A 13,768-nucleotide genomic window follows, 5' to 3' on the forward strand; every position below is an offset into this window, starting at 1 on the left:
GCGCAGTGGCCGAGAAGTTGAGGGCACTTATCCTGTCCGGGCACATGACCCGGGAGCATGACAATGAATTCCGCAGCTTCCGGGCGCATAACCAGTGGCTTACCACCGTCCTGGAGGACACGGGCCGGTTCCACGTCCGCGTCGTCGAGGACCCGCGGGGGCTGGGAGCAAGCGTCATCGACAAGTACGACGTGGTCCTGGTGGTGTTTGAGGGACGCGACGGCTACCACGAAAAGGCGGCGGGCTTCGGTGCCGAAACCGATGCTGCGCTGCTGAAGTTTGTCCGCGAGGACGGGAAGGGAATCGTGTGGTTCCACGGCTCGGCCGTCCAGGAGGATGACTGGGGTTATCCGGAGGAGTACAACACCATGCGGGGCGCGAAGCTCAGTGTGCCCACCGGGCTGCGGCCGCGGCCGTGGGGTGAGGCCCGGCTGCAAACCGCCGAGCCCCGCCACCCCATCACGGAGGGCATCAGCGGGACTTGGACTGTCACAGGTGACGACATCTTGACCGGCGTGCAACTTTACGGCGGCGCGGAAGTGCTGCTGTCAGTCTTCGATGACCTGGAGTCCTACGAGAGTGCTCCCATGTGGCCCATGCCGCATTACCCGGTGGACATTCCGGAGGAAAACCTCGCCAACCTTCCCGGGATCAATACGCAGCAGCCTCTTGCCTGGATCAACAACTATGGCAACGGCCGCAGCTTCACGATCACCATAGGCCACGACATCGACACGTTCCGGCGCATCGAGTTCATCCGCATGTTCCCGCGCGGCGTGGAGTGGGCCGCCACCGGGAAAGTCACCCTGGAAGGGCCGGACCGGCGTGGTGAGCGCCGCTTCCTGCCGTGGCCCTACTACAACCACGAGGGGTAGGCACCGGCCCGCTCCGGATGCTGCGTCAGGCCTCCATTCCTGCCGCGTGCAGCTCCTCCCGGGTCGGCGGGTTGGCGCCCGGACGGGACACCGTGACTGCCGCGGCACGGGCGGCATGTTGCAGGAGTTCGGAGAGTCCCTCGACGGGAAGGTCACGCAGGTCCTGCCGGTTCTGGGCGCCGTCCAGCTCCCGGTCCACCAGGCCGGACAGCAGCGCCGCCATGAAGGAATCCCCAGCCCCCACGGTGTCCGCCACCTCCACCCTGGGCGCAGGAATGGCGGCTTCGCCGGCACGGCACACGCCCCACGGGCCGTCCGCACCGCGGGTGACCACCACCATCGCCGGACCTTCCTCCCCGCCCAGCGCCAGCCACTTGCGGGCCGAATCCAGCACATCCTGTCCCGGGTAAAGCCAGGCCAGGTCCTCGTCCGAGGCCTTAACGACGTCGGACAACGTGACGAACTTTTCCGCCTGGCGCCGGGCAAAGTCCACGTCCGTGATGATGCTGGGGCGGCAGTTGGGATCGAAACTGATGGTGGCGGACGGGTGTGCGTATTCGACGGCGGCGAGCACCTCGGTGGCACCGGGCGCCAGCATGGTGGCAATGGAGCCGGTGTGCAGCAGGGTGGTTCCCTGCAGCATGAAGCCAAGCCGGTCTGCCAGGTGCGGCAGCTCCCAGGCGAGGTCGAAGGTGTAGGTGGCAGCGCCGTCGTCGTCAATCAGTGCGGTGGCCACGCTGGTGGGCAGCTCGTCCGGGGGCATCGGCAGCATGACGGAGCTGGCGCGCAGGTGCGCCGCCACCGAGTCGCCGTACGCGTCCCGGCCGTAACGGCCGATGAACTGCACCGGGTGGTCCAGCCGGGCCAGGCCCACCGCGACATTCAGGGGGCTTCCGCCCACGTGGGCCTCGATTCCGGAAGCGCGCTGGACAACGTCAACAAGGCCTTCGCCGATCACTGTGAGCATGGTCATACTCTGCCAGAAAGAGGCCGGCGTCAGCAGTTCGTGTCAGCCGAGCAGCTTTCCAACCAGTTCGCGGCACGTCACATAGGCCTCCGCGGCGGGATCGATGAGCGCGAAGTGGTCCCCCGGCACCGTGATCAGCCGTGCCGGGACGGGTCCGGAACGGCTGGCGTCCACGTACGTTGTGGACATGACCAGGGGAACATCATCGTCTTCCGCCGCGTGGGCGGCGAAGACGGGAACGTCCAGCGGCAGCGCTGTCATGGGGTCGGCCATGCGGTGGCGCCCGGGGAAGTCCGACGACGGTCCGCCCAGCAGGTTGCCCACGGCGCCGTTGCTCAGGCCCAGCCTCTCGGCTTCGGCAAGGTTCAGCACGCCGGACTGGCTGACCACCCCGGTGAGGCGGACGCCGTTGTTCGTGTCCTCCACTTGGCGGGCGTCCGCCCCGAGCCCCTCCAGCCGGTCCCTGCCCGCCGCCCACACTGCCAAGTGGCCGCCGGCGGAATGGCCCAGAGCCACCACTTTGCCCAGGTCCAGCGAGTGCGGTTCTGCGAGCGCGGCAAGCTTGTCGATGCCCGCGAGGATGTCCCGGAAGGTCCCCGGCCAGCCTCCGCCGTTCCCGGCACGGCGGTACTCCAGGTTCCAGGCGGCCATGCCATGCTCCGCCAGGTCCCTCGCCAGCGGCTCCCCCAGTTCGGCGCCGTACGTGGAGCGCCAGTAGCCGCCGTGGATCACCACCACAACGCCCCGGTGCTTTCTGCCCGCAGGAAGATCCGGCAGGAAAAGCTCGCCCCACTGGCTGGGGTCCTGGCCGTAGTCATAGCGGTGGCGTTGCACCCTGCCGAGACTACATCCGTCCTTGGGAAGCGGCCTCCTGTCACACTGGCCGCCCGGGCCTCGAAAACTGGGCCAGTCCGGGCGTCCTGCCGGGTTTCCGTTTAGCCAGCCACATTTATGGGCACCATTCCTGGCATGGAAGAGGCTGAAGCAACAACCCGGGGATCCACTGTCGAGGACTGGACGCGCGCACTGGCGGAGTCCACGGGTTCACCGGGTGGGGGCGCGGGTACCGGCCTGATGCTGGCGGTGGCAGCATCACTGACGTCGATGGTGGCCGGCTACAGCGCTGGCGAGGACGACGGCGGGAAGCCGGCGGAGATACGGACCCGCGCACAGGCGCTTCGCCGGGAAGCCCTGCAGCTGGCTGATGACGACGCGTCCGCCTCCAAAGCCTTCGGTGCTGCCTTCCGGCTGGAACCGGGGCCGGAACGGGACGGGGCAGTCCGCCGTGCGTCGCTGGAAGCTGCAGCCTCGTCGGCTGTCCTTGGCGAGCGGGCCATCGAAGCCATCGACGATCTCGCCTGGCTGGCGACCAAGGGCAACCGTTCATTGGTTGCTGACGTTGTTGTTGCGTTCGGCGCCCTCCGGGCCGCGGTGGCAGGCGCCCGCACGAATGTCAGCTTCGACCTTGGCTCCCTCCGCTCCACGGGAGACAGCCTGCATACGGTGCGTCAACAGCAGCCGGAGCTGTGGGCCGCGGTCCAGAAACTCAACGGAGCCATGGACCGCATCGACGCCGTAACCGCACGCATCGACCACCGCGCGGCCCCGACGGACTCAGCCTGACCAGCGCAAACATGTGACTTATTGCGTTCCCAGGGTGGTTGGACTCTGCTGCACGGCTGTGCTTATTGTGGGCAGCATTGTTTGCAGGTGAGTCCGGGGGGAGGCGTACGGCATGGAGCCAAAACTCGCTGCGTGGACCTTCCTCCGCCCCCTTTTGCTCGCCATGGCGGCAGCAGCTGCATGGATCGCACTGTCCGCTGCGGGCGCCTCCGCTGATTCCGCCGCTCACAATGAGCCACTCCTGGCTGCTGCCCCGCCTGCCGCTGGAGGGGTCGCTACCGCAGTTAGCCAGCAGGCCCGGGATGCCCTGGAACCCATACCGGCCGGGGCTGCCAGCAAGCCTGCCCCAGCGCCTGAAACAGTGCCATCCCTTCATGCGGCCGCCAAGGACGCCACCGCCTTGGCCGACCAGGTGGCAGATGCTGTTCCGGTGGTCGACACTGTCGCGCCGGAAGGATCCACAGCCGCGGTAGTGGATCCGGCCCTGGGCACCGTGGACAGCGTTGTTGGGGGAACGGTGGGGAGTATGTCTCCCGTGGCCGGCGTGGTCCTCGAACCACTTGCCCCGGTCCTCGACCCGCTTCCCACCGCCGTGCCCCTGCCCGCTGCGGGAGAGCCGGCGGCGGCCCTCCCGCCGGTCGCCGAGGCGCCGCAGGCCGGAGACGGAGCACCCGCGGCGGCAGCCGCATCGGTGGCTGCCCCCGCCGGCATGGCCCCGGGTTCCGCCCTGGCCGCCCCCGGACTCCCGCCATTCCACGAACGGCTGCCCGGCAGCGGCCTGCCGCACCCCCAGCAGGCCATGCATGCCGCCGGCATGCTCCAGCTGTCGGAACCGGATCCGCACAGCGCGCCGTCCCACGCACCCTTTGACGCGCCGCCCGGCACCGCTGCCGGCGGAAGCGGTTCAACCAGCGGCAATGGTTCGGGCCTGCCCGCATGGCTCGCGCCCCATACCCTGCAGATCCCCGAGGCCGGCCTGTCCAGCGTCCAAGGCGGTTCGCCGCTGGCCATGCCACCGGTGTCCTTCGATCCCGGATCATCCCCTGACTAGTTGAGGCCTTCAGCGTCCCAGCGCTAACGAGCCAGTCCCGGGCTAGGCAGTAGGCCCGATCCAACTTTCAGGAGAACCCCAAATGATGCACCGCACTATCCGAGGATGCCTGCTCCGCGCCGTAATCGCAGGCGGCCTGCTGGGCGCCAACGGCGCAGCCGCCAACGCCGCCGCCACCCCGGTGGCAGCACCGATCTCCCTTTCCATTGACCACGCCGCACCCCCAACGGGCCGCGCGCACGTTGGGGAGGCAGCTGCCAACGCAGCACCCCGCGCCCCAGAACCGGGAACCGCGCCGAACACTGGCGTCAACGCCGGACTGCTGGGCGTGGGCGTGGTGCTTGTGGTCTTTGGCGGCGTGCTGGCCCTGATCCTGGGCCGAAAGCGCGGCTGACCCGGCGCGGGTAGCGTAGGGAACCACCATCTATCAGGAAGGCCCCGCATGGCACGCGTCTTCATTACCGGATCCACCGAAGGGCTCGGCCTGGCAACAGCGGACACGCTGCTGCGGGACGGACACGAAGTGATCGTGCACGCGCGGTCCCCGCAGCGGATCCCCGCGGTACAGCACCTGCTGGACCGCGGGGCACAGTGCATTGTCGGGGACCTCGCGGCCCAGGCCGAGGTCCGGCAGATCGCGGCCGACGCCAACCGAATCGGCCGGCTGGACGCCGTCATCCACAACGCCGGCGTCCTCAGCGGCGCGGCGCTGCTGCCGGTGAACGTTGTGGCCCCGTACCTCCTGACGGCGCTGATCCCCGGACCCCGCCGCCTTATCTACCTGAGCAGCGGCATGCACCGCGGCGGCGACACCGGACTGGACGGCCTGGACTGGGCAGGACGCACGACGACGGCCTCCTACTCCACCACCAAGCTGCACGTCACGGCACTGTCGGCAGCAGTGGCCAGGCTGGCGCCGGACATCGCCAGCAACGCGGTGGATCCCGGCTGGGTGCCCACCCGGATGGGCGGCCGCTCAGCACCGGACAGCCTGGAACTGGGCCACCGCACCCAGGAATGGCTCGCTACCAGTGACGACCCGGCAGCCTTGTCCAGCGGCGGCTATTGGTACCACCAGCACCGGCAGGCCCCGCACCCGGCCGCCAATGATCCGCAATTCCAGGACCGCCTGCTGGCCCGGCTCGCGGAACACACAGGCGTCACCCTGGAGGGCAGATGAGTTCAACGGAGAATGGCGCGGAGGCATCCGCGCGGGAAACAGGGCGCCCCTCGCCAAAGGTGCCTGAGCGGCCGCATCCCGTGACCCTTCGCGAGGTGGCAGAAGCGGCCGGCGTTTCCACCGCCACGGTATCGCTGGTGGTCAATAAGAAAAAGGACGCCCGCATTGCCGAGGAAACCCGCAGGCGCGTCACGGACGCCATCCGCACCCTGGGCTACCGGCCCAACGCCATGGCCAAAACACTCGTCAGCGGGACGTCCAAGTTCATTGGGCTGGTGGCCGACGGCGTAGCCACCACGCCATTTGCCGGCCAGATCATCCACGGGGCGCAGGATGAGGCCTGGAAGCACGGCTACGCGCTGCTCATCGCCAATACCGAGGGCAACGGCGAGCTGGAGCAGGACGCCATCGCCATGATGCTGGAGTACAAGGTGCGCGGCATCCTCTACTCCACCTGGTTCCACCGCCAGACGGATATCCCGCCGCCGCTGCGGGAAGCGGACTTCGTCCTGGTGAACTGCTTCTCCAACGAACAGGGCGCCCGCGCCGTAGTTCCGGACGAGGTCCAGGGCGGCCGCTCCGCGACGGAACTCCTGTTGGCGCACGGCCACCGGCGGATTGCGTTCATCAACGCCACCATTCCGGCACCGGCCAAGGACGGGCGGCTGGCAGGTTACCGCCAGGCCCTGGGGAACGCCGGAATTCCGTTCGATCCGGACCTCGTGATGGAGGCCTATCCGGACCAGGAAGGCGGCTACCGGGCCACGTCCGGGCTGCTTCAGCGAGGCGCCCCTGCCGTGTTCTGCTACAACGACCGCATGGCCATGGGCCTCTACGACGGCCTGCGGGAACACGGCCTGGCCATCCCTGGGGACGTCGCCGTGGTGGGCTTCGACAACCAGGAAGTCATCGCCGCGCACCTCCGGCCGCCGCTGTCCACCGTGGCCCTGCCGCACTATGAACTTGGCGCCGCCGGGGTCCGGGTGCTGCTGGGAATCGACCCCGCCCCGGGCGGGCCGGCAAAGATCCACTGCCCTGCCGTGGAACGCGCGTCGGTGCAGGTCCAGGCCCACGCATAGCCCATCGATTGCTCCGTCCCGGTCGTTTTTGGGGCGCGTAAACGACAGCAGACGACCGGTTTAGGCGGTACCGAGGCGGCGTTCGACGTCGGCCGCTTCCGGATACGCCGCCTGCGTCCCCTTCCGGGTGGTTGCCAGGGCGGCGGCCACGGAGGCGAAAGTTGCGGCATCGGCGAGCGCATCGCCCGCGGCCAGCCGCACCGCCACCGCTCCGGTGAAGGCGTCCCCGGCTCCGGTGGTGTCCACGGCGGCCACGCGGGTGGGCGCCACGAAGGTCACCTGGGCGCCGGGAGCCGCCTCCGAATCCAGCACCACGGATCCGTGCGCGCCGAGGGTCACCAGGACCTGCCGGATCCCGCGCCCGGCAAACCGCTCCCGGACCGTATCCCATTGCGACGCGTGGGCGTCCGCCCCCGGAACGGAGGCGCCGGGGCCAAGGAACAGCGCCGCCTCGTGCGCGTTGACCAGCAGGACGTCTGTCAGTTCCGCCAGCTCCGCCGGAATGTCCGCGTACGGCGAGAGATTCAGCAGAACTGTTGCGCCGGCGTCGTGCCCTGCCTGGGCTGCGGCCAGCACGGTGGGCATGGCCACCTCCAGGCAGAGGCTGACGACGGCGGCACCGTCCAGGACGTCCGCGGCGCCGGCCACGTCCGCCGGGGACAAGGTGCCGTTGGCGCCGGCGGAGATGATGATGTTGTTTTCGCCGCGGGCGTCAACGGCAATGACGGCGACACCCGTGGGCTCGCTGGAGTTGCGCACGTGGCTGACGTCCACGCCTGCCCCCGCCACCGAGGCCTCGAGCATGTTGCCGTTGGCGTCCTCCCCCACGGCGCCTACCAGGCTGACATGGCCGCCCAGCCGGGCTGCGGCCACGGCCTGGTTGGCGCTCTTGCCGCCCGGGTTCACGGCGAAGCCGTTGCCTTGGACCGTTTCGCCGGGCTGCGGGAGCCGCTCGCAGTAGATGGTGAGGTCGGCGTTCAGCGAGCCGACAACGACGATCCGGCCCGGGTGCCCAACGCCCGCGCTGGTCATGCGGCCACCTCGGCCTCAACCGGCTTGGGAATCAGCAGTGAAGCAGCGAAGGCGGCAATGGTCAGGGCCAGGCCAACCACGACGACGGTCAGGTACGACGTGGCCGCATCCCCGAGCGCGGAGGTCGCCACCAGCACGGCGGGCAGGATGAGGAAGCTCAGGCCCGCGCCCAGGTTGAAGGCGCCGGCGTTCATGCCGGGGAGGAAGCCGGGGTTGCCGGCGGGCGAGAGGACAACGCCGAGTCCGTTGAGCATGATGTTGACCGTACCGGCGTACATGATGCCCAGCAAGACCGTTCCGGCAATCATCATGGGCAGGCTGTGCAGGCCCAGGAAGGCGATGACGGCGAGCGCGGCGATGCTGCCCAGGAGCCCGATCCGCAGCACCTTGGTGTAGCCAAGGACAGGGGCGAGCTTGCCGCTGAGCGGGCCCACCAGCCAGCCCAGCAGGGCGTACGGGGTGAGGATCATCAGTGACATTTCGGTGGGGCCCACACCAAAGCCCGGGCTGGCGGCCTGGACGTAGGCGGGCACGATGCCGTTGATGACGGCGAAGATGCCGGTCATGGTCAGGGTGGTGGTGAGCAGCGGTGCCCAGGTGGCGCGCTGGCGCAGGTGCACCGTTTCCACCATGGGCTGGGCGGCGCGCTGTTCGGTGCGCCAGAAGGCGAAGAAGGCGGCGGCGGACACCAGCACCAGCGCCAGGCTCAGCAGCAGCGTGCCGGAGTTGAAGCCGCCCACGAGCTTGGCTGCTTCGTTGAGCGCGGTGAGCAGGGCGCCGACGGCCACCACAATGAAGAACACGCCGAGCCAGTCCATCCGGGTGCCGGCGCCGGGCTTGCTCTCGTTGGCGAGGAACACGATGAGGGCGGTGGCCGCGAGGGCCAGGACCACCATCAGCCAGAATATGCTGCGGAAGCCGAAGTGCTCGGCGAAGTAGCCGCCCACGAAGGAGTCCACGCCGGCCACGCCGCCGTTGACCGCGGTGATCAGGCCCATGAGGGTGCCGTACTTGCGGGGGTTGCTGACGGCGGAGCGCAGCATGATGAGGCAGAGCGGGACGGTGGGGCCGCTGACGCCCTGGATGATGCGGCCCACGAAGAGCCAGGTGATGTCCGGGGCGAGCGCCGCAATGACGGAGCCCACGGCCATGAGCAGCATCATGCCCACCAGGACCTTCTTGCGGCCGACGATGTCGCTCAGGCGCGGCAGGAACAGGGAGAACAGGGCGGCGGCGGTGAAGAACCAGGTCTGGGAGAGCCCGATCAGGGCCTGGTCCGCCTTGAGTTCCTGGCCCATGGTCACCAGGGCGGGGCTGAGCATGGAGGCGTTGAGCTGGAACGCCACGCAGGCGGCCAGCAGGGCGGTCATGAGGGCGGCGATGTTGCCGCGGCCGGTCTTTGTTTCAGTCATGGTTGCGGTGGCCATCTACTTGACGCCTCCGGCGGTGAGCTGGGCAGTTTCCGGGCGTACGACGTCGGCCGTGCTGCCTTGGGTGCGGTCTGCACCTTGGTGCCTGCCGCCGTCGTCCGCTTTGGCATTGGCGCCCGGCTCGCCGATGCGGACCAGCGCGTCGGTGACCAGGTCCCAGAACCGTGCGTGGTCCAGGTCCACGGCCACGCTGGTGTGGCAGTCATTGGGGGCCGGGGCGCGGAAGTCCGCCACGGTCATGCCGAGCGTGAGGCTGCCCTGAAGTTCGATGTTCACGGGGACCTTGCGGGTGCTGACGATGCTGGGGTCGATCACGTACGCGACGGCGCAGGGATCGTGGACCGGCGGGTAGTCAAAGCCCTGCGCGTCCTTGTAGGTGTGCGCGAAGAAGTCCATCAGCTCGGTGACGAACCTTGCCGGGGTGGTGCCAATGGCGGCGATCTTTTCCACGACGTCCGGGGTTGCCAGCGCCTGGTGGGTGAGGTCCAGGCCCACCATCACCACGGGCCACTTTTCGTTGAAGACGATGTGGGCGGCCTCGGGGTCGATGATGATGTTGAACTCGGCCACGGCGCTCCAGTTGCCCACGTGGTAGCCGCCGCCCATCAGGACCACCTCTTTGACGCGTTCCACGATCCGCGGTTCCTTGCGGGCAGCCATGGCGATGTTGGTCAGGCCGGCGGTGGGGACCAGGGTGACGGTGCCGGGTTCGTGCGCCATGACGGTGTCGATGATGAGGTCGACGGCGTGGCGCGGGTCGAGCTCGATGGTGGACTCCGGCAGGGCGGGGCCGTCCATGCCGGATTCGCCGTGGATGTCCGGTGCGGTTTCGATGCTGCGTACCAGCGGGCGGGGGCAGCCGGCGGCGAAGGGGACGCCGGTGATGCCTGCGATGGTGCCGACGGCCAGGGCGTTGCGGGTGACCTTTTCGAGGGTCTGGTTGCCTACCACCGTGGTGACGGCCAGCAGTTCGATGTTGGGGTTGCCGTGTGCCAGCAGCAGGGCCACGGCGTCATCGTGGCCGGGATCGCAGTCCAGGATGATCTTCCGGGGTTCTGTTGAACCCGTCAGGTGCTGGCTCGCTTGGGGATTTGGTTCCACGATGGTGCTCCACGTCATTGGGGCCTGCCTTGCGGGCAGGGGTCTTGAGTATTCCGGGAGTGATCATGACAGGGATTCCTGGTTCACGTCAAGCGCTTAACGTGGGTGGCAGCATTGGCGCACGTCAAACGCTTGATGCCTTGTGGGGCATGGAAGGCCAGCACTCCCACCGCGCCCAGCCTTTTAAGGCGTGACCGGTGCCCGGCCGCGCCTACTACGATCAAAGTATGGATTCCGGGGAACAGGTGCAGCAGCAACGGCCACGGCCGCGGCGCGTGACGGCGGCGATGGTCGCCGCGCGGGCCGGCGTTTCGGTGGCCACGGTGTCGCTGGTGGCCAACGGCAAGACGGCCGGCCGCGTGGCCGAGGACAACATTTCCCGGGTGCGGGAGGCCATTGCGGAGCTGGGGTACGTGGTGGACGGGATCGGCAGTTCCCTGGCCAAGGGGGTCAGCTCGATTGTGATCCTGGTGGCGCCGGACATCTCCAACCCGTTCTTCGCCAAAGTGATTGCCGGGGTGCGCGAATCGCTGGGGCCGCAGTACCAGCTGCTGCTGTCCGTTACCGAGGCCGGCGAGTTTCCGGCGGCCGCCGATGTCCGGCGGCTGATGTCCCTGCGGCCGGCGGGGCTGCTCGTGGACGCACCCAACGCCGGGTTCCTCGAAGACCTCGCGTCGCCGTCGCCCCTTGTCCTGCTTGATGCGCCGGGCCTCGAGTCCTACGCACCCTCCGTGAACCTGGATGTGGCCAGCGGGGCACGCCAGCTGGCGGCGCACCTGGCCGACGCCGGGCACAGGGAAGCTGCCTATGTGGACAGCGTGACCGGCACCGAGACGTTCGCCGTCCGGCGCGCGGCGTTCCTGGAGGAGGCCGCCTCGCGCGGCATCAGCGTCAGCCCGGAACGCATTATCAGCACCACCATCGACGTCGGCGCGGCGGCGGGCGCGTTCGCCGAAGCGTGGCCGGACTGGCAGCGCGCGGGGGTTACCGCCGTCGCCTGCGCCACCGACACCCACGCGTACGGGGTGCTGCAGGAAGCGCGCGTGGCGGGGATCCGGATACCGGAGGAGCTGGCCGTGGCCGGGTTCGACGACCTGCCCTATTCGGCCACCAGCAATCCGGGCCTGACCAGTGTGCACCTGCCGGCCACCGCCCTGGGCCAGAAGGCCGGGGAGCAGCTGCGCAGCCTCATGGAGGGAAAGTCGCTGGGCCACGGCGGCGTCACGCTGGAGACCTCGCTGGTGGTGCGCGGCTCCACGTCGGCCGCCGCAACGTAGGCTTCCTGTCATACCCCGGCCGTAAGCTGGGACCATGCCGAGTAACTGGGAAAGTCTGGACGCACCGCTGCGTGAGTCGGTGCAGCACAACGTGGAGATCTATGAGCGCGTCCGGCCTGCCCTGAAGCTGGTTACCCGCGATGTCCTGCTGGTTTTGCGTGACATGCTGAAGGGCAGCGAGGTCACGCCGCTGTTCGTTACCGGCCGCACCAAGACCGTGGAGTCCTTCAAGGAGAAGATCTCGCGCACCGAGGAGCCGCTGGAACCGGGTGGGCGGAGGCTCCTGAAGTTTCCGGACCCCTTCCGGACGCTGAATGACATGGTGGGCATCCGTGTGATCACCAAGCTGCCGGCGGAGAATGCCGCGGTGGCCAACATCATCAAGCGCCAGCGGCAGCTTTTCGACTGCCGCGGCGACCGGGAAAAGGACATCGGTTCCATCGAGTCAGGAACCTATGGGTACTCCAGCCGGCACCTGATACTGCGCACCATCCAGAATGAAGCCGTCAAGGAGTACCAGCAGGTCTTCAACCCGGATCTGCAGCCCAACGGCAGCTACTTCTTCGAGTGCCAGATCCGCACCATCTTCGCGCACGCGTGGAGCGAGATTGAGCACGATATCCGGTTCAAGGCCGAGGACCCCCGCGCCTGGACGCCGCACTTCGACCGGCAGTTCACCGCCACCGCCGCCATGCTGGAAACCGTTGAAACCGCCTTCTCTGACCTTCACGAAAATTACGAGGAGGTCCGCGGTTACTGGGACATGGACGGTGAGGGCGCGGCCCCGCTTACGCCGAACCGTATCCGGGATGTATGGCGGACCCTGCTCCCGCACGTGGACCGCAAGGTGGACGATGACTGGGGCTGGGCGGCCGAGCTCCTCGCCGCGCACGGGCTCAACCAGACCATGCAGCTGGCCGGGCTGCTCAGCGCCAACCAGATCACGGAGGTCCGCAGGGCCCTGGACCACCGCTACTCCCCCGGCCCGGACCGGCTCCTGGACGACCTCCTCCTCTGGCAGTACGGCACCAAGCACATCGACCTCACGGCGGAAGAGCCCGACGCCGTCCCGCACCCGCGGCGCGACAGCCTCCTGCGGCGGTTGCGGCAGATTGAGCGGTACAGGATGACGAAGAAGTAGGGCGTTGGTGGAACGCGTGCGGCTGGTACTGTCCGGCTTCGGTGCCGTGGGCCGTGCCTTCGGGGATGCCGTTTTGGGCCAGGATTCCGGGCTGCGGATCGCTGCCATCAGGGGGCATGCTTCTCAGGTGGTCCTTTCGCCCGGCTCCGGGGTGCCCGAACGTTCTTCCTGGGGGCCTCTCCGTCCTCTTGGGGAGACGCTGGCCAGCACTGGTGCCGCTGTTCTGGTCCAAGCTCTGCCGTCTTCGCCCGAAGCTCACGGCCGGGCGTTGCAGGAGACGCTGGCTGCCCTGCGGAGCGGCGTGGATGTGGTCACGGCGACGAAGAGCCACGTCCTCAGCAACTGGCGCGAGCTTGAGCAGGCCGCTGCTGAAGGCGACAGCCGGATCCGGATTTCGGGAGCAACCGGGGCGGCGCTGCCCACGGCGGACCTTGCCCGCGTGGCGCTGAACGGGATGGGCTGCACTGCGGTGCGGGCCTGCCCGAACGGGACGTCAATGTTCGTTTTGGACCAGCTGGCCGCAGGTATTGGGCTTGACGCTGCGGTGCTGGAGGCCCAGCGGCGCGGTATTGCAGAGGCGGACCCGTCCGCGGATCTGTCCGGGAAGGACGCGGCCACGAAGGTTCGGCTTATTGCTGGGCTGCTGTGGGACTGGGACGTTGCCCGGATTGCGGTAGAGGCGGAACCGATCGATCAGCGGGCGCCGGCCCTGGCTCTGGCCGCCGCCCGGCAGGGACTCCGCCTCCGCGCCGTGGCGCGCGCGTCCCTTGAGCGGCCGATGGTAGTTACCGTTCGCTTGGAAGCCGTGGCGCCCACGGATCCGCTTTTCCACGTCGCCGGCCCGGAGAAGGCAATGGTCTTCAGCTGCCCCGAGGCTGGCGACCTCACGGTGCAGGGCGGCCGCTCCAGCCCTGCCGGGGCCGCACTGGCGATGCTGAAAGATGTACTTAACCTGCTTGGGCTAAGTGGCGTCGGGTTTCAGTGAAGGGCATCTGTTGGAAGGGAACGACAT

Annotated in this window: 14 protein-coding genes; 9 read left to right on the forward strand and 5 right to left on the reverse strand. The window is 68.5% G+C overall.

Annotated features, from left to right (window positions below):
- The first annotated feature begins 44 nt into the window (after window positions 1–44).
- The gene (locus tag NIBR502771_RS04535) at window positions 45–875 is read left to right on the forward strand and encodes a ThuA domain-containing protein (protein ID WP_246839812.1); all 831 of its coding nucleotides are present in this window, start codon (window positions 45–47) and stop codon (window positions 873–875) included.
- 25 nt (window positions 876–900) lie between these two features.
- On the opposite strand, the gene NIBR502771_RS04540 is transcribed toward NIBR502771_RS04535, so the two are convergent.
- The gene (locus tag NIBR502771_RS04540; protein WP_141158684.1) at window positions 901–1,842 is read right to left on the reverse strand and encodes a carbohydrate kinase; all 942 of its coding nucleotides are present in this window, start codon (window positions 1,840–1,842) and stop codon (window positions 901–903) included.
- Between the two features lie 42 nt (window positions 1,843–1,884).
- Window positions 1,885–2,676: an alpha/beta hydrolase gene (locus NIBR502771_RS04545; RefSeq protein WP_141158685.1), complete on the reverse strand. Its 792-nt coding sequence runs from the start codon at window positions 2,674–2,676 to the stop codon at window positions 1,885–1,887.
- 135 nt (window positions 2,677–2,811) lie between these two features.
- On the opposite strand from NIBR502771_RS04545, the gene NIBR502771_RS04550 reads away from it, so the two are divergent.
- From NIBR502771_RS04550 to NIBR502771_RS04570, 5 genes are all read left to right on the forward strand, one after another.
- Window positions 2,812–3,465: a cyclodeaminase/cyclohydrolase family protein gene (locus NIBR502771_RS04550; protein ID WP_141158686.1), complete on the forward strand. Its 654-nt coding sequence runs from the start codon at window positions 2,812–2,814 to the stop codon at window positions 3,463–3,465.
- A 112-nt stretch (window positions 3,466–3,577) separates the two neighbouring features.
- On the forward strand, window positions 3,578–4,516 hold the full coding sequence (locus tag NIBR502771_RS04555) for a hypothetical protein (protein ID WP_141158687.1): 939 nt from the start codon (window positions 3,578–3,580) through the stop codon (window positions 4,514–4,516).
- 82 nt (window positions 4,517–4,598) lie between these two features.
- Window positions 4,599–4,910, forward strand: coding sequence for a hypothetical protein (locus NIBR502771_RS04560; protein WP_141158688.1), 312 nt, complete (start codon window positions 4,599–4,601; stop codon window positions 4,908–4,910).
- Between the two features lie 48 nt (window positions 4,911–4,958).
- The gene (locus NIBR502771_RS04565) at window positions 4,959–5,696 is read left to right on the forward strand and encodes an SDR family NAD(P)-dependent oxidoreductase (protein ID WP_141158689.1); all 738 of its coding nucleotides are present in this window, start codon (window positions 4,959–4,961) and stop codon (window positions 5,694–5,696) included.
- A complete protein-coding gene (locus NIBR502771_RS04570; protein WP_141158690.1) occupies window positions 5,693–6,775 on the forward strand; it encodes a LacI family DNA-binding transcriptional regulator in 1,083 nt (360 codons plus the stop codon). The genes NIBR502771_RS04565 and NIBR502771_RS04570 overlap by 4 nt, the downstream gene beginning before the upstream one ends.
- A 60-nt stretch (window positions 6,776–6,835) precedes the next feature.
- Here the strand turns inward: NIBR502771_RS04570 and NIBR502771_RS04575 are convergent, their stop codons facing one another.
- Genes NIBR502771_RS04575 through NIBR502771_RS04585 form a run of 3 tightly spaced genes read right to left on the reverse strand, consistent with a single transcriptional unit; the run spans window position 6,836 to window position 10,356 of the window.
- On the reverse strand, window positions 6,836–7,807 hold the full coding sequence (locus NIBR502771_RS04575; protein WP_141158691.1) for a ribokinase: 972 nt from the start codon (window positions 7,805–7,807) through the stop codon (window positions 6,836–6,838).
- Entirely contained in the window at window positions 7,804–9,219 is a 1,416-nt protein-coding gene (locus NIBR502771_RS04580) for an MFS transporter (protein ID WP_210411324.1), read from the reverse strand. The genes NIBR502771_RS04575 and NIBR502771_RS04580 overlap by 4 nt, the downstream gene beginning before the upstream one ends.
- Window positions 9,220–9,234: 15 nt before the next feature.
- Window positions 9,235–10,356 carry a nucleoside hydrolase gene (locus tag NIBR502771_RS04585; RefSeq protein WP_210411326.1) on the reverse strand — a complete coding sequence of 374 codons (1,122 nt, stop codon included), beginning with the start codon at window positions 10,354–10,356 and terminating at the stop codon, window positions 9,235–9,237.
- 269 nt (window positions 10,357–10,625) lie between these two features.
- Here NIBR502771_RS04585 and NIBR502771_RS04590 point away from each other — a divergent pair, with 269 nt between their 5' ends.
- The 3 genes from NIBR502771_RS04590 to NIBR502771_RS04600 are packed head-to-tail and all read left to right on the forward strand — an operon-like array spanning window position 10,626 to window position 13,741.
- Window positions 10,626–11,615: a LacI family DNA-binding transcriptional regulator gene (locus NIBR502771_RS04590; protein ID WP_371706650.1), complete on the forward strand. Its 990-nt coding sequence runs from the start codon at window positions 10,626–10,628 to the stop codon at window positions 11,613–11,615.
- Between the two features lie 34 nt (window positions 11,616–11,649).
- Window positions 11,650–12,756, forward strand: a complete 1,107-nt coding sequence (locus NIBR502771_RS04595; RefSeq protein WP_141158694.1) for a GTP pyrophosphokinase family protein — start codon at window positions 11,650–11,652, stop codon at window positions 12,754–12,756.
- A gap of 7 nt (window positions 12,757–12,763) precedes the next feature.
- The gene (locus NIBR502771_RS04600) at window positions 12,764–13,741 is read left to right on the forward strand and encodes a hypothetical protein (RefSeq protein WP_246839883.1); all 978 of its coding nucleotides are present in this window, start codon (window positions 12,764–12,766) and stop codon (window positions 13,739–13,741) included.
- Window positions 13,742–13,768 lie beyond the last annotated feature (27 nt).

It is taken from the genome of Pseudarthrobacter sp. NIBRBAC000502771, assembly GCF_006517215.1.
Classification (GTDB): Bacteria; Actinomycetota; Actinomycetes; order Actinomycetales; family Micrococcaceae; genus Arthrobacter; species Arthrobacter niigatensis.